Source organism: Halobacteriovorax sp. BALOs_7 (assembly GCF_003612895.1).
Lineage (GTDB): Bacteria > Bdellovibrionota > Bacteriovoracia > Bacteriovoracales > Bacteriovoracaceae > Halobacteriovorax_A > Halobacteriovorax_A vibrionivorans.
Genome location: NZ_CP027772.1, coordinates 146,625 through 169,252, shown reverse-complemented (window position 1 = coordinate 169,252; position 22,628 = coordinate 146,625). Strand labels below are relative to the sequence as shown.

The following is a 22,628-nucleotide window of genomic DNA, read 5'->3' as shown; positions in this document are numbered from 1 at the left end:
CCATGCGTAATATTTTCTTCGGCTATAAGTTACTGATTTTAAATGAATGGCTAGAATTGGCCAATTGTTATGTGAAAACGGCCAAATGAATCTCCACCGATTCGATCTAATTTAACACCGTAATCAAAATCTAGTGAACCAATTGGGGTGAATAATTTGAAACTTAGGCCAACAGATTTTAATAATTCAAATTCATCTATTTTATCAACAAAAACGCGACCTGCGTCAAAGAAGATAGCAATAGCAGAATAGTCACCAAGATAATAACGAGGCTCTACTCTAAAATTAAATAAATAAGCATTACCTCTTACAGTGGTATCTGTAATATAAGAATTATCTGATAATCGTCCACTTTCAAAATCACTATATCCTCTCAGAAAGTCTCGTCCAATTAGTCTAAAAACTTTTAAAGGTGGAATATAACCTGAAGTTTGTGGCTTACCATCAGCATCGATAATTATATTTCCACTATCATCAGTAATAAGATCATCTGAAAAGTTATGTTCATATCCAAGGGTAATTGATGTCGCTAGAGTAATATCACCTAACGGGATATAGTTATAATTTCTAATAACCGCCTTATTATAGTTGATTGTTAGATCATTTTCTTTTTGAGAGCCAAGATACGGATTTGCAAACTCCCATGAGAAGTTAAACCAAGAACCTTTTCTAGGCATTGATGAGTTATCTCTAAAGTCTAGAGTGACTTCAGGTCTTATTGCTCCAATATAGTACTTATCTTCATCAATCTCATCTGTGGCATCAAATTGCCTAACATTATCAAACTCGTATGTGAGACTAGTAGAGAGCACATCAGAGAATTGCTTATAAAGTTGAGGGGCAATACTGTAAATATCAGCATCAAAATCTGAATAGCGCTTTCTTTCAAACTTAACTGTTGTTTTAAAAGTTAGTTTGGAGCCCAGCCAATCATAGAAGAGATATGGTTCGATGAATTGAAACTGCACGAGTCCCTCAAGTAACTTCTTTGACTCATCAAATCTTCTCTCATCTAAATAGTCAAAATCTGTTCTCCAGTTTGTTTGTGCTTTGAAAATAACAGATCGATTCATCCCTTGGATATTATTGTAGGCAATCATTGTCGAAAATTTAAAACCGAGATCTGTTCGGAACCCAGGAGCAATTTCTGCTTGTCCAAAGTCCTTTTCAGTAACTTTTATAACAAAATTTAAATACTTTTCACTTTCCGAAACTTCTTCACCAACAAATGATGAGATATTAACATTTGAAAATAGGCCAAGCTCTCTTAAGCGATTAACAAACTCATTCATCGCCCTTGGTGTGACGAGATCCCCTCTTTTAAGAGGTAGCTCTCTTCTAACGACAACATCCTTTGTCTTCGAATTACCTGTAACGATAACATTTCCAAGATATGTTTTAACTCCAAGTGAGAACTTTAAGTTAAGCTCAATCTCATTAGTAGCGGAATTTACGGTCACAATCTTCTTAGGACGCTTTTCTAAATATGAGCTGAAATAAAACCCTCGACTTTTTAGTGTATTAATTGCAGCTTTGAGATCCTCATCGATATGAACAACATTAAATGGTTTTCCTATCTTATTTTTAAGTGCATCCTTGATAAAATAGACTGCTTCTTTATCATCAACACCTTCAATATTTATTTTACTCAGTCTATATTGTGCTGACTCAGAAATTGAAAAGGACACAATGGCCGAATCACCACCATCAATGAAGTCAATTTTAGGTTTTTCAATATTTACAAATATAAACCCATCTTTAACATAGATCTCTTTAATTTTTTCAGAAGCATCTTCAAGACCTTTCTCATGTAAATAATCGGCTTTTAATAAATCAGAATTGCTCTCAGAATAAGCTTTTTCTAATTCATCGAGACTTTTAAAATTATTGCCAGTGAAATTAACTTTAGCTATTTCAACTTTTCGGCCTTCATCTATTGTAATGTAAAAGTTTATAACACTATTACCAAATCTGTCCTTACCTCTAGTTTCGTTAATTTGAGATTTAGCATAATAGTATCCATTCTCACGATAAAAATTAACTAAGTGGCGATTCAATGAAATGTCATCAAATCGGCCTTTATTATTCTGAATATACTTCTTAACATGATTAAAAAGTTCGTTGTGACTTAAGCGTTTATTATTATAAAAACTAATCCCAAAACGATGACCTAATTTTATTTTAAAAACTAATTTATAGTTTCCAGTATTTAAGACATGTAATTCTTCTTTTACATTTGATAACCAAAAGCCTTCAGTGATTAAAAGGTTTCGGTACTCCTGTAACATCTTCTTATAATTTGTGAAGTCGAGAGAGGATCCTTTAATCCTATTCCAAAACTTTTTAGCTTGATCAAGATTTGCACCATCAATCCCCTCAAGACTAATTATTTCTAAAAGCCTTATTCCACTCTTATTTAAATTAATTTCTAAATTTAACCCATCTTCTGTAAGTTTAGTTTTAACTGTTCCAACTTTTGCATCTTTCTTAAAGAACGACTCACCAATTTTTTCAAGTCCTTCTTCGACTTTAATAGCATCGTAGTAATCACCTTCTTTTAGTGTAAATTCATTTTTTATACGACGATTAAGGACGGAATCAGTTCCAACAACGTTTAGTTTAGATATTTTAGGCTTAGTCACTGCGACAATTTTCAGATTGCTATTTTTTATTTCATAAAAGAAAGACTTATAATATGGCTTACTCAATTCAAAACGTACCGCCGACTCAATCTCCGAACGAGTTAAGTCTTTTCCTTCGTATTTCTTGAAGCTTTCAATAATAAATAGACATTCCTCGCGACCAGTACAATCGACATCGACATTGTCAATATGAATCGTCTTAGCAGCAAAAGTGCTAAAACAAAACAATGTGAATATGAATAATTTTAAAATGACCATTTATATTTTATATCGGCTCCAGCTGAACCATCTGTCCTTTCTTTATTATTTGTATCATCTTCACTTTCAAAAATACCTTCAATCGAAAGCTTATCACTTATACTATAATCAACATTAATAGACTGTCTTGTATTCTCACTATCAAAGGTATTTGAAAACTTTAAGTCAATATTTTCGTTAACCTTTTTAGTAATCTGTAACTTAGTAGCAGTTTTAACAGATTGTTCAGACTTTGTAGCTTCCTCAATCGGGCTATCAGAGCTTTCAGAAAATTCAGGAAGAACACTAAGTTTTAATCCAAGAGCAGAGTCAAGTCCTTCATTAATATTTAATTGATCCACTAAGAAGGTTCCAATACCAATCGTTGTTAAGTTAGTTCGTTGACTGTCCTCTAAGTTCTTCGAAAAGTCTGAAGTTACTCCTAAAGTGAGAAGAGAGAATATATTATCGCGAGTTAAATATGGATTAGACTCTAGGTTAATTGAAATATCCTCGACAGAACCGGTAATTCCCATTTCAATATCATATTGTCCAATTGTAGAGTTTGCCAAAAGATTTAAAGTTATTGGATCGAGATTTTCTTGTCTTGTAAAATAGACTACGCCTTCCGATAGGATAAAGTCATTACCTCTAAATTTAAACTTACTGACTCCAGGAACTATAATTAGCTGTCCTTGCATTTCAGGATTATTGAATTGTCCTTTTATGGAAAGATCACCTGCAACTAAAAGGTCAGCAAGTCGATTACGTACACGCACAGTTTCTTTGATCTTTAGATCGATATCTAAGTTAATCAAGTCGGGAATACCCCTCTTTGTTTGGGTAATATACTTATTTAAGCTTTTGTTATATTCAGATGTGGATTTAAAGTCATTGAACTCATTTTCAACAAGACCACCGTTTACAAATACATCTCCCTTAACAAGGTATGGAAAACTTTTACCTGAAAAGCTTAACTTTCCGTCTGTATTTATGAGAGATCGAGATTCAACTTGATAACCAACATCACTATAGTCAGCGTTTAAATAAACTTCAGGGAACGGGAAATTCGCCTTAATATAACCTGAAAGATCAAATCGTCCTGAACCTAATTCACCACTTAATGAATTTATTAGGATCTTCTTATCACGATATGCACCGATACCATTTGCATTGGCTATCTCTAATGGGATGGATTTTAACTTTAGTCCAAATCCAGAAGTAGAAAAAGAATGAGAGATATCGTAATTTCTTCGATTACCATAAATAATACCCCTTCCTTTAATATTACCTAGTATTCGCTCAATCTCACTTGTGAGTAATGTTAAATAGCTTAAATTTATATCAAGTTCTTGTATAAGTTCAAATCGACTGTCAACGTTACCTGTTCCTGTGACATAGTAGCGTCCCCCCGAACCTTCTAGTAGAAAGTTTAACTTTTTAATTTCTGATTGCTCAATTTCAATTTGCGTCGGTCTTCTTAAGGTAAGATCTCTTCCGTAATTATTCAGATGAAATTGATTAATTATAGAAGTTGCACTAACTGGCATATCAGAGTTGAAGTCGTATGAAATTTGACCGGCCATTTGCATAAAACCATTTAGTTGATTGTTAAATGCATTATGTTCAGAAATAACACTTAGAAAAGTTCTTAAATTTGGAATATCGACGTCGTAGTTAAGATCAACTTTAGGGTATTGTTTACTAAGGTCTAATATTCCTTCTAGATCAATTTCCCCATTTAAAAACTGAGAATCAAAATCAATAACACTATCTGTGAATTTAAATTCCAGCTCTGAAGATCCAATCTCCTCGTTACCAATTTTAGTTCTAGTTAAATATGCCGATCCATTCCCTTTAAAGTTCTTACCTCTTTTGGCATTTAAATTAATTGAAAAATAGCCATTATATCCTAGACCGATATCTCTATATCTGAAGAAGTCATTTAACTTAATAGGAGTAGTTACAAGATTGACTCGATCAAAACCTTTATCATAACGATAGGCAAAATCAGATGACAAACTCGATACCCCTTTCTTTAGGAATAAGTTTTTAACATCAATTTGATTTTTATCAACGGCTATTTCTATCGCGAAATTATCCATTGCTTCGTTATATAAGCTCACTTTTGAAGAAGTTAGATTTGCAGTAGTTTTAATATTATTGAAGCTACCACTGATATTTGCATTACCATTAAAAATTCCAGCAAATGGTTCTACATATAGTTTTATATCTTTCCAGATTGGATCTAATCTTCTTTTAGAAGTAGCAATATCTAATTCTGTAAACTTCAAATCAAGATTAAGTAACTCTTTTGGAATATCGACAAAGCCCATTAAATCAGTTTTTCCACTGACATTATTTGAAATACTATCAATGAATATCTTATTGCTATTTATTGAATAACGAGCTTTAACACTTGATGCTCCTTCAAATAAATAGTCATATACTTTAAGGTTATTAACATCTTCAGATGTGACATCAATAAAGACTTCGTCTTTACCGCTTATTTTTATATCAATATCACCGCGGCCACTACCAATTGCGCCGACCTCACCACCGAGGTCTGATAATTCAAGCCCTCGTCCCTCAACATTAAAGTCGACAGCTTTTCCTTTAATAGTTCCATTCGCTAAGAGGTGCGATTTATTAATATTTGCATCAATTTCTATTGCAAAACGATTATCAATAATAATTGATAAAGAATTAATTTTCCCTTCTTTCATATTAAGAATATTTGTATTCGATGGCCTCAATGAAAGATTAGTAAAACTTAAGCGCCTTAAAGAATCTGCTGTAATAAATAAGTCGCCACCACCATTCATCTTTAAATTTACAACGCCGTTAATTCGACCTTTTAACATTTCCAGATCATCACCTAAAAAATATAGAATATCGTTGAGATGAAGATTACTTAATTCAACACTTGTATTTGTTGCTACAACTTTCTTTGATTTAAAATCTAAGGTGAGATCATTTAATAACTTGAATGTTCCTTTATTCACTGAACCTTTTAACTTTCTAAGCACAAGAGATTTATTATGATAAGTGAAATACGTATTTACTTTCTCAGCAATAGCGTAATCAGAGCTAATGTTGTCACCAACGACATTACCATTGACGTATAGCCCTTCAAGACTTAAATCACCCGTTAGGTCTGCCTTTCCTTCAATTAGCCCATTTAGATTTAGATTATGTTTTTTAAGTAAAGAATAGAAACTGTCAAAGTTTACACGATATTCAATATCTGCATCTATCTTTCGCGATTTAAATTCATACTTACCTGTACCAGTAATTTTTGAGTCCTTAACAAATACGTATGCATTCCTTAGCCTAATACTTTCTTCAACAATCTCGGCATCAAGAAAAAGGTTATCGACAGCAAGGCCGTTCCAATAAAATCGCTCAATATCAAGAACAATATCAAAGCTGCTCTCATAAGGACTTATTGAAAGAAAGCTTATTGGAATATTCACATCAGCTTGTTCAAGATAAAAATCAGAGTTCATAATTTGTACTTGATTGATTTGAAACGGAAGCTTCTTAGTAATCTGAGTCAATCTTTCAAAATGGCCAATGTCATCTTTTTCGTCATTTTCTTTTTTTGTATTAATTTGATTTAAGACAATATACCCATCATCAAAAGACACACGACTAAACTTAATCTCAGATGAGAATAAACTCATAATAGAAAAAACAGCTGACACATCCTTAACCTGTATCTCAACTTCATCTTTAACGACTAAATTTACATTGTTTAGTATTGTTCTCGGAGGAAAGAAGCCCCCTGAAACCTTTGAGAATTTCAACTGGATATTTTCATTAGAGATTAGATTATTATTTATATACTCACTCAAGATAGTGGAAACATATTGAGACTGAATAAAATTCCAAGCACCGACACCAATAATTGTGAAAACAATGGTAAATACAATGAGGAATTTATTCATTACTTTCATTATTTTAGAAGATCTCCTACATTGCGATAACCAGGATGGAGACGGTTAACGATTACGGCAAAGAAGTAAGACCTTTCAAATGCACCAATTTTTTTATAATTATACGAAATCTCATAGAGTGTATTTACATATTCCTGCTTGGTTTCACATCCTTCAACCAATTTCTCACGAAGAGTGGCAATACTTCCAAGAAAGTCTTTCTTGTCTTTATCAGAACAATCCATATGTATATTCACTTCTGTTGTTGATTTCTTTGTATTATTTTCTTTTTTCGTTATCTTCTTATAAACTTCGTCATCATCTAAAATTGAATTTAAAGAGTCTACAAACTCTTGATCATTAGTATTGAGTGCATAATTATAAAATAAATCCTTCCACTCCTTAGATTCAAAAATCACAGGAATAACTTTAAAGATATTTTCAATGAAGTTTAAAGGATCAAGTAGTTCGACCTTGTCCACAAGAGTTTTTCTAATATTTTCAAATTTTAAATATACTTCAGGATTTGAAATTGCAGTATTAATTGAAGTACTTAATCTGTCTTCATTATCAAATTTTAAAAAGGTTAAACTATTTATCAAATTCTCTAGTTCAACAGTAGTTGAAATACCAAGCCTTTGAAATAATTCTTTTAACTCAATGAGACGATTAACTTTTTTTTGATTAAATAGTTTATGGAATAATTTCTCTTGTAACTTATCTAAACGATGTAGTTTACCTAATTGATTTGCATAAATAATTTCAACTAAACTCTTTAAGTAAAAATTCTTATAGATATTGAATTCTTCTATTGGAATCTTTTTATAGTTTTTTAAAATTGAATCGATCCATGAATTGAATTCAATCGAATTTTTCAATAGAAGACTCTCATTCAACTGAATGTGAAATTCCGTTAATTTAGACACTCTACCTCGGCCAAAAGTTTTACTAACTACCTAAAATTATTATATCAAATTATAAAATTTAATAATATTAAGCGTACTTTTTACCTTTTAAAAATGGGGGGAAATCAAAGAAAAAAGGGCCATAAAAATGGCCCTTTATAAGAAAATTATTTGTTTACTCTTTCTACGTAATCTCCGCTTCTCGTATCAATTTTTAGGATCTCTCCTTCTTTGATAAACAGAGGTACATTTACTTGAAGACCTGTTTCCATAACGGCCTTTTTAAGTCCACCTTGAGCTGTATCACCTTTAAGACCAGGGTCTGTTTCTGTAACTTTTAATTCAACAAAATTCGGTAATTCAACAGAAATAGGCTTACCTTTATAATAAAGTAGTCCTACTTTAATACCTTCTTGTAAATAATTAGCGGAATCATCGATATATTCACTAGCTACATGAATCGTTTCATATGTAGATTGATCCATGAAATTGAATCCATCTGGATCTGCATAAAGATATTCTACTTCTTTTTCATCTAGATCTGGCTTTAGTGCTCCAGTAGCAACACCTGATTTGAAAGTTCTCTCAATTACTGCACCAGTTTCAAGATTCTTAATTCTTAACTTATAAAAAGCTGAACCTTTACCTGGATTTGTGAAATCACACTTGATGCAAACATATGGTTTGCCATCGATTTCCATTTTTAAACCTTTTCTAAAATCAGTAGTTTGATACTCCATAAAAACCCTTTAAATTAGTTGAGATAAAATAGCGAGAAAATAACCTTTTTCTTTTAAACCTTCTATCACAGCTGTTGAGGATTTTGCAGTAATTTTATTACTTCTAAACTCCTCTCGTTGATTAGTATTAGACAAATGTACTTCAACAACCGGGCACGAGAGAACACGCAGCGCGTCCAAAATTGCGATACTTGTATGAGAAAAAGCAGCTGGATTAATGATTACTGCTTTGTATGAAGCATTTGATGCTGCTTGGATTTTTTCAATAATCTCTTTTTCACCATTACTCTGAAACCATTCGACATCAACCTTGTGGCCAGCATTTTCAAGTCTCTTATTAGTTAAGTCTTCAATTTCTGTAAGACTGTACTTTCCATATATATCAGGTTCTCTAGATCCGAGAAGATTCAGATTAGGTCCATTTATTACTAAAAACTTATCCATTTAATACTTCACTACTTCTTTTTTTGATATATGAATCAAAAAGATCAAAGGCCATTGTGAGTTTATCTAACTCTTGCTTTGGCTTACTTTCTAATTTTTTCGCACTTGCTTCAAAAGCGGCCATTAAACTATCATGGCCAGTGCTAGCATCGTTTTCATGCTGAAGCTCATCAAGTCGCATCTTGATTTTTTGGTCATCTGGATTTTCTTGAAGTGCTGAACTTAAGACTTCAATTGCTTTTTGTTTTGCACCTTGCTTCAAGTACAGATCAACTAAAGTGTGGCTAAAGAATTGAGGTGTATTTGTTTCTTGTACTTCCTCAATAACTTCTTCAACTTCTGGTTCTTCTTTAGGTACAAGACTTAAAGTATTCCAGCTTTCGATTTCATTATCGAGATTGGAAATATCAAAAGTCTGCTGAGTAAGATCCTCTTCTTCTAAACTATCAAAGTTATCATATTTTGAAACAAATTCACTAGCTTCCTCATCTCTTGGAGAGATAAATAAAACGCGCTTATAAGTATTTAAAGCTTCAAGAATGAAATTTCTATGAAAACATACTTGTGCAAAAGTTTTTAAGAACTTTAAGTTGTCACCATTAAGATTCAACTGAGGCTTTAGTGTTGTATATGCTTCTTCAAGTTCATTTTCTTCGAGTAGGATTTGACCATAAATAATGATCGCTGCACCGAAATTAGGATGAAAAGAAATTCCTCTTTTTAAGATTCTTAATGCTTCATCTGTCATTCCAACTTTTCGATAGATTTCAGCAAGAGGAGCAAAGGCCCTCGAACGAGGGTCTTTATCTAATTGAGTTTTATATTTTGTTATAAGAGTTTTATAGTTTTTCATTTATAAACTACTTGTAAGTCCTGCACGATCCTGATTGATAATACGAGGAGTCATGAATATAACAAGCTCTGTTTTTGAAACTTGTGGATTATAAGGAGTTCTAAATAACCAACCAACAATTGGCATGTCTTTTAAATAAGGTACCCCTGAATGTGTTTCAAGTTTTGAATAACTATATAAACCACCTAGTACAATCGTTGATCCATTTTCAACAAGTACATTTGTTTTAACTTCTCTTTTCGCTTTATCAGGCGGTGCTCCAGCGGCCGGCGCAGTCCCAAATTGTTCTTTTGATAATTCGACAGTAAGATCAATTGCACCATCATTTGAAACCTGAGGAGTTACTGCTAAACTTAGCTCTACAGATGTTTCCTTGAAAGTAATAACAACGTCTTCACCTGTACCTTGTCGTTCTTCAAATGATGTCGTATCAGTTGAAATAATTTCTGCTTTAACATTATTTTTTGCTACAACTCTAGGTGTTGCAATAATTTTCCCTTTCGATTCACTTTCAAGTAATTGTAATTGAAAGTCTAAATTAAATAATCTCCCAAATCTTGAAATGCTTAATCCCAAGAGGTTTCTCGCATTTTCACCTGCTGCAGGAGCACTAGAAAAGCTTAACCCAGGACCAGAGATTGCTGTTGTACTCGGGGTTCCTGTTAACTCTGTGGTCGGTGGAATTTGCCCTACAGGGTCATAGCCGAAGTTAAGACCATTTTGAAGACCAATTTGTTTCTGATATCCCTCATTTACTTCAACAATTTTTGATTCAATTAAAACCTGTGGAGTTTGTCGATCAAGTAAACTTACTATCTTAGCGATTTTTTCTGTTACTTCTAGAGTATCATTTATAATCAAATTATTAGTTCTATCGTCAGCTATAATAGATCCTCTATTTACTGTTACATAATCCTTTAATAGTGCAGTAAGATCTTTAGCTTTTGAGTATGAGATCGGTAGAACTTTAGTTACAAGAGGCTCTGCTACTGCTTTTACCTGATTTGCATCTCTTTCTTTTCTTCTTTCTTCTGTTGCTTGTGCCAACGTTTTGATTGTTAAGATAGCTCCGTTCTTCTCTGCAACCAATTTATTAATTGAAAGAACAGTATCTAAGGCTTGATCCCATGGTACATTTACAAGATTTAACGAAAGTGGATGAAGCTCAGCAACTTCATTTGTCATTATGATATTAAATCCAGATGCATCAGCAATAAGATCTAAGATATCATTTACCTTCATATCCTTTACGTTTAATGTAATTTTATTTCCAACATACTTTTTTTGACCAGAAAGAGTTAGATTCTCTAGAATATCTTCTAAGCTTGTCGACTTCGGTTTAAGAACCTTGGCCGATTCGTTTTCCTTATCGTCTTCAAGTCTTGCAACACTGTTATCTTCTGTAGAAGTACTAGCAAAAGCACCATAACGATTTTCAAATATTACGCTAGCAGTATTTCCCGAAGTTTGAGTCTTTGACCTTACATTATCTCGTAACTGAACAATCACTCGTATTTGTTTTTTATTTCCTGGTTGCTTAAAGGCTGAAACAAAAACTACACTACCGGAGAATTCAGAAGTATCAAATGCTCTAAGTACACGGTCTGTCGAAACAGCATTTTCAATGTCTATTACAACTTGCTTGTCTTTTACAATCTGAAACTTTTTGATTTTGAAGTCTGAATTATCAAAATTAAAATTTAGATAACTGAGATCATTCTTTTGTTGAAAGTCTATCATATTTAAATTTGCACCAAATGCTGCAAATGAAAACAAGACTACTATTACATATATTATTTTCTTCATTTTTACTCATCCTAAGTAAAATAGTTATATAATTATCTTATCATATTTTTGAATTTTAAAAAGTTATATCAATCCGATAGTGGAAGAATCGTTTCTAAATATTCTTCTTCATCATATACATTAATAATTTTCTCAACTAATACCACACCACCAGGAAGAATTGCCTTAACCTCTACTTGGTCTGGTCCTATCTTCATTCCCTCTTTTATAATTACAACTTCACGCTTCTCTGCAGCAGCACCATTATTCTCATTCTCCTTCTCGTCTACTTCAGTAACAATTGCTCTAGGGTTTTTCCCCATAAATATCCCAGTTACGCGAAGTCGATCAATTCGAAGATTGTCTGTTGATAATTTATTAGTAAAGCCTTTAAACTTCTCTCGTCGAGTTCTTTTTTGTCCAAACTTTTTACGATATTTAACTTTAAAGGGATCCCTAATACTACGAGCTGAATTAAGATCTAAAGATTGAGAATATATCTCAACTATGGGTAGAGCGAATAGAAATGTTATCATTAAAGCTTTAATCATTTCTTCCTCTTTTTACGTTTAGGTTTTTCTTTCTTTTTTGAACTCTCTTCTTCAATACGACGTTCAATCTCTTCAATCCCACGATTTTCACGGTGATTAGAATTATAAATATAACTTTCAATCGTTGCTGCTAGATTAATAATTTCATATCTCGACTTATTTGTTTTTGATATTTTACTTAGATTAATATCTCTAACATTTAAAATCCTTTCCTGTTTTGAAATATTTTCTAAAAGTAATAAGAATTGAAGATATGTCCCCTTTCCTGAGAAAGTATAGAATTTTGTAATATAAAAACCATTCTCTTCTTGGCCACTTGGGATAATCTGTACTTCTTTTATCTTTAGAGACTCCCCAATTTTTTTAATTAAATTAATACTCTCGTTATCACTAATATCTTTAGGTAATCTTCTTTGTGTCTCTTCAAGCTTCTGAGCGACTATCTCGATTTCTTCTTTTTTACGCTCTACATCCTTCTCATAATCTTTAAGCTTTTTGAGCTCTCTTTTTTTCTTATTAATCCTAGCTTCAAAACTTTGTGCTTCATTTTGCAACGCTTCTCTTTCTATTTGTATTTCACTATATGCTTCATATGTTAAAAAACAACCATAAAGAATTAATAACAAATATAACTTATTAACAATTGATAGCATTAATTTAGATCCCCATAAGATTGTATTTTACCCTCAATTGTAAAGCTCTGAAGTGTAACTGTTTCACCATATAATTCGTCTTGAACTTCTTTAAGTTCCTTCATTCCAAAAGTTTCACCAGTAAAGTTTCCTCTAGATATAAAGTATTCTAACTCCTTCACATTATTAACAAAGTCACCAACTGAAGAGAATGAAATAGATTCACCTTCAATTTTAATTACACGATCTTTATCTATCGATAGTTGATTAAACCAAATATCATCATTTAATGAACTAGATAATCCTCTTAATACCTTATAAGGGTTAGACTTTTTAGACATAACCTTTGCCACAAGTTCTTCACGAGACTTCAGCTCTTCAATTCTTTTTGAAAATGCATTCATTACTTCATTTAAGGAACCATATGAGTCCACTTCTTTTTTAACTTTATTATATTCACTACGAGCTTGTGAAATCTGCGCACGAAACTCTTTGTTCTCGTCTTTGAAACCAGGTACAACATATCCCGTTAGGATGTAATAAATTAAATAGCCAATAACTAGAGACTTCTTATTAACTTGATTTAAGTCAACACCTAGAACAACCGGTAGTTCGAATGGTTTCTTTTTCTCTAATAAGTTAATTTCTATCATTTAGGAAACTCCCTTATTGCTAAACCAAACGAAACAACCCCCTCATGGGCCATATCAGTTAACTCCTCATCAGAGAACTTACTTTCATCAAATTCAATTTCATTAAAAGGGTTTAATACATTAACATCGACTCCAAAAGAAGTTCGTATTTCTTCCAATAGATTAGGTAGCCTTACAGATCCACCTGTGACAGTAATATCTTTTAAAGAATCATCAGAAGTTGCATTTATATAAAAGTCATGAGCTTTCTTAAGTTCGTTTACAATAGACGAATTAATTTCATTAATAATCATTAAGACATCATCAGGGACACCGCCCCCAGCAGACATCTTTTTCAAGTCTTCCGCTTCAGCAAACTTTACACCTAATTGTCTCTGAATCTCCTCAGTGATACTAGCTCCACCAAGAATAATCTCCTTCACAAAGACCGGTACACCTTTTTTTAGAACAGTGAATATGGTCGCCTGTGAACCGATATCGATAAGAAGTCTCGAGGGTATTAAAATTTTGGTTGAAGTCCCTGCAGACGTTCCTTCAAAGACTTCAGATTCTTCATCCTCAAGTTCATCATCGTTTTCTACCGCTTCTTCACCTGCTAGTTCAAAAATATTAGTAATTGCAAGAGGACAAAGGTCGACAACTTTAACGACCTTACCTAAAGAGGTTAAAATGGAACGAAATGATTCAAGTACATCTTTTTTAATGGCACAGACAATTACGTCTAAACCACCACCCATATTCTCACCGATTACATACCAATCAATATTACAATCTTCGACAGGAAAAGGAAGATACTGTTCTGCTTCCCATGTAACTTGATCCTCTAGCTCTTCATCCTCGCCCCCAGCAAGCTGAAGTTTTTTAATAACTGTATTTGGACCAGATAGGCCGAGGCAGATATATGGCTCAGTGATCTTTGCTTCTGCAAATGCTTCACTTAAAGCATCTTTTAATGCTTCTTCATCTTGAATTTCATCTTCAATAATCGTTGCTTCAGGAAGAGGGACTGATGCGTATTTAGTTAAGGTATAAGTATCGTTCTTTGTCGTAATTTTACTTACCTTAACTGAACTTTGACCAATATCGACACCTATTAATTCCTTTGGAACTAAACCGACCGCCTCGCGTATTTTGAATATAACATCCTGTATCTCTATATTTTTATTCATCCATGACCTATAAAAGTATTATTTTATTATACTCTGCACAGTCCAGTCATTTCAAGAAGTTATTTAAAAGAGTACGACCCCCAGCATCATTTTAAAAATATTTGGAAGGAATATTTGCATCACTGCAACAAGAATTATAAATGGGCCAAAAGCAATCGCTTGGTCTCTTTTAATAATTTTAAAGATTAAAAGAGGTAGCATTAGTACACTTCCAAAAACACAGGCAAACAACATATTGTGAATGATTCCCAAAGGACCTAGATAAATTCCTAAAACCCCAAATAGCTTGATATCACCACCACCAAGACCGACAACACCTCTTAACTTATAAAATACAAAAGTAATTAAGTAAGGTATTGCAAAACCTATTATTCCTCCAAGAAGCCAATGCTGAATGGGAAAGAAAAATATGGCATGTATAAAGAAAATTACACCCAAATAGATATTGATTGAATCAGGTAAAATCTGATGTCTGATATCAATTACAAAATGAACTAACAGGCAACAAGCTATAGTAAAAAAGAATAAATAGGATGTAGTTGTATGGAGTGAGATCTCATTTCCAAATAGTAATAAAGATATCACAGCTGTTAATAATTCTATTACTGGATACTGTAAACTTATCCTTGATTTACAGCTTGCACACTTACCTCTCAGTAAAATATAACTTATGATTGGAATATTATGATACCACTTTAATTGAAATCCACATTTTGGACATCTTGAGCGATCAACGAAGAATTTCTCCCCCTTAGGCAATCTCAAAATAAGCACATTAAGGAAACTTCCAACCATTGCACCAAAAATAAAAGCATAAATCTTATATAAGAGGATCATTATGCTAACTCTTTGTTTTTAAAGACTAAGGAATTAATGAAAGCTAAAATTAGGACATAAGAGATTCCATAGGCATAACTTTTTAAAAGAATATTATTTGAAACTAGCTCAGAATTAAAAACAAATGGTTTATAATTTAATAAGTTTAAGTCTGGAAGAAATAACTTATAGATCTTAATGATGAAATTAAGCCCTTCCCTGCTTTTAACAAACGTTAATTCCGATATATGTGTAACAGCATGTCCTATAAAATATATCACTACAGTATTAATAACACTCAAAGCTTTTGAAGTAATCAAACTAAAGAATAATACAATCAAAAACAATAATAATGATTCAATAATACCAAGTAACAATGAGTGAACTATCATATAATCAATTACCCCGCCTCTTGAGAGGAATGGGATCAAAGAAACACTAAAAATAAGAAGTGAAGCTAAAACAAGGACAGATGAAACACCGGCCATTTTACCAATCAAGAAGCTTACACGTGAAACAGGACGAGACAGAGAAATATATACTGTTCGGGATTCTATTTCATCAGAGAGAATATTTACACCTACAAAAACTGCTAAAATATTTGCGGCTAAAGAAGCTCCACCAAGTCCAAAGTCGATAGAAACGCGTAATATATTTCCATATGCAAACTCAGAAGTTACATAGCTCATTACCAAAATAAATAGTGAGATCCATAAAGTTAAATATAACACTCTACTTTTAATAATATCTTTAAAAGTAAACTTAGAAATTGTTATGATATTTCTCATTTATTTAACCTATAAATAATTTCTTCTAGTGAAGAAGAGACTCTTTCAATTCTTTCGATTTTCATGCCTTGTTTAAGTAGTTCATACATTTTCTTATCCTTATCTGTACTACTTACTACTAAACTCTCTAAATTATCTTCATTATAGTATTTTATGATAAATTCATTACTTGTGTTTTCTTCAACAAGTTTCTTGATTGGTCCATTATATACAATCACGCCATCTTCTAAAACAACGACATCGTCACATACCTCCTCAACATCTGAAACGATATGAGAGGAAAAGAAAACACTTACGCCATCTTTATTAACTTCCCTAATTACATCTTTAAACTCTTTTCTTCCTACTGGATCAAGGCCTGACAACGGCTCATCTAGAATAATTAACTTTGGATTATGGAGAAGAACTGAAGCAAAGCCTAGTCTTTGAAGCATACCCTTAGAATAACCTTTAATTTGTCTATCAAGAGCAAACTTAATTCTAAATTTTGTTGTCCACTTATCAATACTTTTTTCGAGATCGTTCTTGTTTATATTCTGTAGCTTTCCACAATATTCTAAAAATTCAAGACCCGTTAAGTTTTGATAGTAAAAAGGCCGCTCTGGCATATATCCGATTTGAGCATGTACTGACTCATCAAGCCAATCTTTGTTTAATATATTAATACTTCCAGAGTCTGGGCGAATAAAGCCTAAAATAATCTTTATCAGAGTAGTTTTTCCTGCTCCATTTGCTCCAAGAAATCCAACGATCTTCCCTTGAGATAACTCAAAGTTAATACTTCGAAGAGCAATAAACTCTTTGGCCCAAAAGTCTCTTTTGAATGATTTAGATATATTAGTACATTGTAACATTTGAAACCTTTCTTATTTTTATAATAATAGTATAATCATTAATGCATATGAAAAAAACAGTAATATCAAACTTTATCTTTTCAACAATACTTATCATTTGTCTTGTAACAATTAATAATTATCTTCAGTTTAAGAAACCACATAATCCCGAGTCATTCACTACGTTTTCAGCACCCATTACCAAAATATTTTCCTTTGGAAACTACCGATTTATTTCTAGTTTCATTTGGACTAAAACACTACTCGATGCAGATACCTCTCATACACCGAGAGATAGAAGATCTTGGCTTTTTTATCGATTTAAGCTCATATCCAGTCTTGATCCGACTTTTTACGAAAATTACTTACAGGGCGGTATATATTTATCAATTATCAAAGATGATATTGAAGGAGCTAGAATTCTCTTTGATAAAGGTTTAACATATTTCCCAAATGATACCTCCCTCCTGTACTACTCTGCATTTAATTATCATTTTGAATTGAATAACTATGAAAAGTCCTTAGAGCAATTTAAAAAACTCAAAGAAATTGATCCATACAAAGTTAAGAATATCGACAGTCTTATTACAGATGCCAAATTAAGAAAAAGTAATATCAATATGAAAAGAGAAGCACTTTTAAAAATTTATCGTGAAACTAAAGACGAAGAATTAAAAGAGGCAATAAGAAGAAAACTTAAAATAAAAAAGGGGCCTTAGATGGCCCCTTACATTTATTTAATTAGTAACCAGTATTGGTATGAATTAAAGACTTGTTTTCGTTAATTGTCCAACTATCAGCTTCAGTAATGTCTGCAGCGGAGTCGGCTGAGATATAACCAATTGCACCGGCTACAAATGTCGAACCATCCGCAGATACAACAGCTGTCACTTCACTTAAGTTTGCCTGAGTTGCACTATTACCGGCAACACTTTTTCTCTGTGCAACACCTGAAATAGCATCAGCTGTACAATCACCAGTACCAGAGTTGGCATCAACAATTGCACGTCCACCTCTATCATCATCAGCTGAATCAAAACCTACTGCATAATAGTTACCTTGAGTTGGTGGAACATAACCTGCGTAATCAAGACATTCTGCGAATGCATCATAATCAGTTTGAAGTGATGTAAGCGCTGAATAAATTGCTGCTAGTTGAAGCTTAGCCTCTGAAGTTTTTGTTTTTGCTTGGTACTTCTTAAAGTTTGGAATTGCTACCGCAGATAGAATTCCGATGATGGCAACAACGACCATCAACTCAACCAGGGTAAACCCCTTCGAGTTTTTTAATTCCTGTGTAAATTTCATTTCTGTTCTCCTCGTTAATCTAATTTAGATAGATTAATAATGTTTATTGAGTTCATGAATGGAATTTAGACCCATTTTATCCCTCAGTATAACTTTACGGTATAACTAAAAAAAATCTTAATTTTTATAATATCAACAACTTAAATAGTTAACATACCAATAAATATTAACTAATTTGCCCACAATTCTTGTCTTTTACTAAGCTCCTGCTGACATAAACATTGGCAAGTAGATTGCGATCATAATTCCACCAATAATCCCACCTAAGACAACAAGCACTAATGGCTCAAGCATCTTTGTTGCTCCAGTGATGGCCTCATTAACCTCGTCCTCAAAAACATCAGAAATTTTTGCTAACATTTGATCAATTGAACCTGTCGATTCACCAACTTTAATCATTTGAGCAACCATTTCTGGAAAGTAGTCAATCTTACTTAATGGTTCAGTTAACGTCTTACCTTCAACAACCTTTTTTCGTACTGTTTTGATATCATTTGAGATAACACTATTATCAATCGTTTCAATACAAATTTCTAAGGCATCAATAAGGGCCACACCTGAACCAAGTAGAGTTGCAAGCGTTCTTGAAAACTGAGCAAGACTTCCTTTAATAATTACATTTCCAAAAGCTGGAACATTCATGGAGAACTTATCAAATAGAATCTTACCTTGTGGTGTTTTCACAAAGTAGGTAAAAAACATTGAAGCAGCAATTCCAAATAAAATCATTTTTCCAGAATATTCTCCGAAGAAATCAGAGGTGTCGATGACAAATTGAGTAATCCAGGGAAGGGCCTGACCAGTATCTGTTAGCATCGAAGTAAATTGAGGAACAACATAAGTAATAAGACCCCAAACAACGAGAGCACCGATGCCAGAAACAATTAATGGATAACTCATAGCAGATTTAATCTGCTTTTTAATCTTCTCTTGTTTTTCTAAATGTTCAGTTAGCTTTGATAAGATCTCATCTAAAATACCACCAACTTCACCTGCCTTAACGAGGTTACAGTAGAGATTATCAAATCCTTGCTGCTTACGCATACTTTCAGCAAGAGTATTACCTTCAGCAACATCCGTTGCAATATTTTTAATAGCATTTTTAAGAGCGGGATTTTTTTCAGATTTGTAGATAATTTCTAATGATAAAATTATCGGTACACCTGCATTAATCATAATTGATAAACGCTTAGTGAAATTCATTAATTCTGCTGCACCAAAGGCCGAGCCTATTCCCTTTTCGATTAGCCAAGCATTGATATCAAATTCAAGAATTGATGGTGGAATAATTTTTCGGACACGATTACCTTGAGCGCGCAAACGCTTCTTTGCATCTTTCTCGCTATTGGCCTGAATTTGACCATTAGCTTTCTTTCCATTTTTGTCGAGTCCTTCCCATTTATATAGTGGCATAACTTACTCTATCTCTCCTTAATACCAAGTTGTGGACCTAGCTCTTCTGGGTTTGTTGAATAAGACATTGCTGTTTCAACATCAATGGCACCTGAATCGACATGCTTCTTTATGGCCTGATTCATGGTTGTCATTCCCGTTTTATCCTGTCCAATTTGCATCTGAGAATAAATTTGGTGCATCTTATCTTCTCTAATTAGATTTCTAATGGCAGAAGTTGGTCTTAAGATTTCAAGGCAGGCCACTCGACCTGGCTCATATGTTTTTGGAATCAGCTGCTGAGAAACAATCCCTTGGAGAACAAAAGATAAAAGAGTTCGAACCTGATCTTGTTGATCAGATGGGAAAACGTTAACAAGACGATTCATTGTTTGAACACATGAGTTTGTGTGAAGAGTACCAAAAACTAAGTGACCAGTTTCTGCAATTGTTAAAGCCGCTTCAATTGTTTCAACATCACGCATCTCACCAACGAGCACAATATCCGGGTCTTGCCTTAATAAACCCTTTAATGCATTTTCAAATGAATGTGTATCTCGACCAATTTCTCTTTGGTTCACAATACTCATTTTATGTGGGTGAACAAATTCAACAGGATCCTCAAGTGTAACAATATGTGCAGGCTCAATTTCATTGAGACGATTAATCAGTGCCGCAAGTGTTGTTGACTTCCCGGAACCAGTTGGACCAGTAACGAGGAAAAGACCATTAGTTACATCTGTCATCTCCATTAAAACATTTGGAAGATTTAGAGCTTTAAAATCTGGTACAGCACTTGGAATTAACCTAAAAACAGCCGCTACACCACCTTTAGAATAAAATATATTCGCACGAAATCGAGCTAATCCTTTAATCCCAAAGGCCAAGTCGAGTTCTAAGTTCTTTTCAAATTCGTTTCTTTGCTCTTCTGATAAGATTTGATAGATCAAAGCTTTACTTGTCGAGGCATCGAGAGCCGGAAGCTTTACCCTAACAATATCACCATTTACTCTCATTGCTGGAGCAGTTCCCGGTGTAAGGTGTAAATCAGAGCCACCGTTATCGACCATTAACTTAAATAGTTGCTGAATCTTTAGCGATTCTGTAATTGCAGCACCACCTGCATGTGTTTCGGTCTGAGTTTTTGTTTGTGTACTATCGTTACTCATCTTTTGGTTCCTGTAGTTCCTACTATAGTTTATCGATACTTGAGTTTTTAACTGCTTCTTCTAATGTCGTTACACCCTCGGCTACTTTAGTAAGAGCCGACATTCGAAGTGTTTTCATACCGTCAGCAATGGCCTGTTTTTTTAAGTCATCAGATGAACAGTTTTTTAAAACTAGCTCACGTGCACCAGGAGTCATTTCTAAGACTTCATATATTGCGACACGCCCCTTATATCCACTTCCATCACAAAACTCACAGCCTTTACCTTTGTAGACTTTTAAATTCTTTGCAGAGTTCGGGGTAACACCACAGGCTATAATTTCTTCAACGCCGACTGATTCATCAACAGCTTTACAATTTTCACAAATCTTTCGACAAAGTCTTTGGGCGACAACCACATTCAACGAGCCTGTAATAAGAAAAGGCTCAAGTCCCATATTTAAAAGTCTTGTAACAGTAGATGGTGCATCGTTTGTGTGTAGAGTAGAAAGAACCATGTGCCCAGTTAGTGCTGCTTCAATAGCAATCTCACCAACTTCTTCATCTCGAATCTCCCCAACCATGATAATATCAGGGTCTTGTCTAAGGAAGGCCTTAAGAGCTCGAGCAAAGTCTAAACCGATGTCTTTTCGAACGTTAACCTGATTAATCCCCTCTAAGTTGAACTCACAAGGATCTTCAGCTGTTGAAATATTTTTCTCAATACTATTAAGTTCTGATAGTGCCGAATAAAGAGTTGTTGTCTTACCTGAACCAGTTGGCCCTGTTACTAAGCACATCCCATATGGCTGCCTGATCCCCTCAAGAAAAACTTCTAATTGCTTTGGCTCAAATCCGAGTTTTGTCATATCAAGCTGAAGGTTTGATTGATCGAGAAGTCGCATTACAACTTTCTCTCCAAATAAAGTTGGAAGCGTTGAAACACGATAATCGATTGGGTTCCCATCGATCTCTAATTTAATACGTCCATCTTGAGGAATTCTTCTTTCAGAAATATCTAACTGACTTAGAATTTTCATTCTTGAAACCAGTGGCATAAGCATCGACTTTGGAGGCTGTGCGTATTCAATTAGAGAACCATCAAGACGGAATCTAATTCTAAAGTTATTCTCATAAGGCTCTACGTGAATATCTGAAACCTTTTTAAGATATGCCTCTGCTAAGATCTTATTAACAAATGAAATTACATCTTCACCAATATCTTCTTCTTTAACATTCTCATCACCTTGAGCTTGATCGGCCCTAACTTCTCTAACTGTTTCAAGAATTTCATCAATTGATGCGGTAATATTTTGGTAGAGAGCTTTCCATGCTGATAATGAGGTAAGGACAAACTCGACATTGGATTGAATATCTTTTTGAATTTCTGCTCTAACTTCTATTAATGAAGGATCAAAAATAGCAACAACAAGAGAGCCGGCCTGTCTTTTTAAAGGAACAATTCTATACTTTGTTGCAACACCCTTCTTAATCATTTGAAGAGTTGATTCCGGAACCTTCGTCTCTGAAAGGTCAACATATGTAAGGCCACTATTTTCTGCAACGGCCTTTGCAAACTTCACATCATCAAAGAAGTTAAACTTTAATAAATCTAACTCAGAAACAACGCCAGGATTCTTATTTGCTGAAAGAGGAACCAAGTCTTTTCTTGGAACCATTCCAGTTTTTGCAATAACTTCGAGGAATTCTTTTCTTATCACTTTACTTTACCCAGTATAAATTTCTTTGAAAATTAACTACTTACAAACAAATAATTATTAACTATTTGTTTATA

19 protein-coding genes are annotated in these 22,628 nt (G+C 33.5%); 1 reads left to right on the top strand and 18 read right to left on the bottom strand.

The window, feature by feature from the left end:
* Nucleotides 1-50: 50 nt before the first annotated feature.
* The 14 genes from BALOs_RS00805 to BALOs_RS00740 all read right to left on the bottom strand — a co-directional run bounded on the left by BALOs_RS00805 (nt 51) and on the right by BALOs_RS00740 (nt 17,007).
* A complete protein-coding gene (locus tag BALOs_RS00805; RefSeq protein ID WP_120404048.1) occupies nt 51-2,900 on the bottom strand; it encodes an outer membrane protein assembly factor in 2,850 nt (949 codons plus the stop codon).
* On the bottom strand, nt 2,888-6,838 hold the full coding sequence (locus tag BALOs_RS00800; protein WP_120404047.1) for a translocation/assembly module TamB domain-containing protein: 3,951 nt from the start codon (nt 6,836-6,838) through the stop codon (nt 2,888-2,890). The genes BALOs_RS00805 and BALOs_RS00800 overlap by 13 nt, the downstream gene beginning before the upstream one ends.
* Nucleotides 6,838-7,695 carry a hypothetical protein gene (locus BALOs_RS00795; RefSeq protein ID WP_120404046.1) on the bottom strand — a complete coding sequence of 286 codons (858 nt, stop codon included), beginning with the start codon at nt 7,693-7,695 and terminating at the stop codon, nt 6,838-6,840. Before BALOs_RS00795 ends, BALOs_RS00800 begins: the two co-directional genes overlap by 1 nt.
* Before the next feature lie 194 nt (nt 7,696-7,889).
* Entirely contained in the window at nt 7,890-8,462 is a 573-nt protein-coding gene (efp, locus tag BALOs_RS00790; RefSeq protein ID WP_114706144.1) for an elongation factor P, read from the bottom strand.
* A 9-nt stretch (nt 8,463-8,471) separates the two neighbouring features.
* Nucleotides 8,472-8,906 (bottom strand): type II 3-dehydroquinate dehydratase, encoded by a 435-nt coding sequence (locus BALOs_RS00785; RefSeq protein WP_120404045.1) that lies wholly within the window; start codon nt 8,904-8,906, stop codon nt 8,472-8,474.
* Entirely contained in the window at nt 8,899-9,759 is an 861-nt protein-coding gene (locus BALOs_RS00780; RefSeq protein WP_120404044.1) for a tetratricopeptide repeat protein, read from the bottom strand. Before BALOs_RS00780 ends, BALOs_RS00785 begins: the two co-directional genes overlap by 8 nt.
* Complete coding sequence (gene pilQ, locus BALOs_RS00775; protein ID WP_120404043.1) at nt 9,760-11,565, bottom strand: type IV pilus secretin PilQ; 1,806 nt, start codon at nt 11,563-11,565, stop codon at nt 9,760-9,762.
* A gap of 68 nt (nt 11,566-11,633) precedes the next feature.
* Complete coding sequence (locus BALOs_RS00770; RefSeq protein ID WP_120404042.1) at nt 11,634-12,095, bottom strand: hypothetical protein; 462 nt, start codon at nt 12,093-12,095, stop codon at nt 11,634-11,636.
* Nucleotides 12,092-12,721 carry a type 4a pilus biogenesis protein PilO gene (gene pilO / locus BALOs_RS00765; protein ID WP_162929480.1) on the bottom strand — a complete coding sequence of 210 codons (630 nt, stop codon included), beginning with the start codon at nt 12,719-12,721 and terminating at the stop codon, nt 12,092-12,094. Before pilO ends, BALOs_RS00770 begins: the two co-directional genes overlap by 4 nt.
* Nucleotides 12,722-12,747: 26 nt before the next feature.
* Entirely contained in the window at nt 12,748-13,380 is a 633-nt protein-coding gene (locus BALOs_RS00760) for a PilN domain-containing protein (protein ID WP_120404040.1), read from the bottom strand.
* Entirely contained in the window at nt 13,377-14,549 is a 1,173-nt protein-coding gene (gene pilM, locus BALOs_RS00755) for a type IV pilus assembly protein PilM (RefSeq protein ID WP_120404039.1), read from the bottom strand. Before pilM ends, BALOs_RS00760 begins: the two co-directional genes overlap by 4 nt.
* Nucleotides 14,550-14,612: 63 nt before the next feature.
* A complete protein-coding gene (locus BALOs_RS00750; RefSeq protein WP_120404038.1) occupies nt 14,613-15,386 on the bottom strand; it encodes an A24 family peptidase in 774 nt (257 codons plus the stop codon).
* Nucleotides 15,386-16,153: an ABC transporter permease gene (locus BALOs_RS00745; RefSeq protein WP_120404037.1), complete on the bottom strand. Its 768-nt coding sequence runs from the start codon at nt 16,151-16,153 to the stop codon at nt 15,386-15,388. The genes BALOs_RS00750 and BALOs_RS00745 overlap by 1 nt, the downstream gene beginning before the upstream one ends.
* Nucleotides 16,150-17,007 (bottom strand): ABC transporter ATP-binding protein, encoded by an 858-nt coding sequence (locus BALOs_RS00740; RefSeq protein WP_120404036.1) that lies wholly within the window; start codon nt 17,005-17,007, stop codon nt 16,150-16,152. The genes BALOs_RS00745 and BALOs_RS00740 overlap by 4 nt, the downstream gene beginning before the upstream one ends.
* Nucleotides 17,008-17,054: 47 nt before the next feature.
* Between BALOs_RS00740 and BALOs_RS00735 the strand changes: the two genes are divergently transcribed.
* Complete coding sequence (locus BALOs_RS00735; protein ID WP_120404035.1) at nt 17,055-17,705, top strand: hypothetical protein; 651 nt, start codon at nt 17,055-17,057, stop codon at nt 17,703-17,705.
* A gap of 22 nt (nt 17,706-17,727) precedes the next feature.
* Here the strand turns inward: BALOs_RS00735 and BALOs_RS15510 are convergent, their stop codons facing one another.
* From BALOs_RS15510 to BALOs_RS00715, 4 genes are all read right to left on the bottom strand, one after another.
* Nucleotides 17,728-18,294, bottom strand: a complete 567-nt coding sequence (locus BALOs_RS15510; protein ID WP_120404034.1) for a prepilin-type N-terminal cleavage/methylation domain-containing protein — start codon at nt 18,292-18,294, stop codon at nt 17,728-17,730.
* A 198-nt stretch (nt 18,295-18,492) separates the two neighbouring features.
* A complete protein-coding gene (locus tag BALOs_RS00725) occupies nt 18,493-19,707 on the bottom strand; it encodes a type II secretion system F family protein (RefSeq protein WP_120404033.1) in 1,215 nt (404 codons plus the stop codon).
* 8 nt (nt 19,708-19,715) lie between these two features.
* Nucleotides 19,716-20,855 carry a type IV pilus twitching motility protein PilT gene (locus BALOs_RS00720; protein ID WP_120404032.1) on the bottom strand — a complete coding sequence of 380 codons (1,140 nt, stop codon included), beginning with the start codon at nt 20,853-20,855 and terminating at the stop codon, nt 19,716-19,718.
* 22 nt (nt 20,856-20,877) lie between these two features.
* Nucleotides 20,878-22,554, bottom strand: a complete 1,677-nt coding sequence (locus BALOs_RS00715; RefSeq protein ID WP_205570962.1) for a GspE/PulE family protein — start codon at nt 22,552-22,554, stop codon at nt 20,878-20,880.
* Nucleotides 22,555-22,628 lie beyond the last annotated feature (74 nt).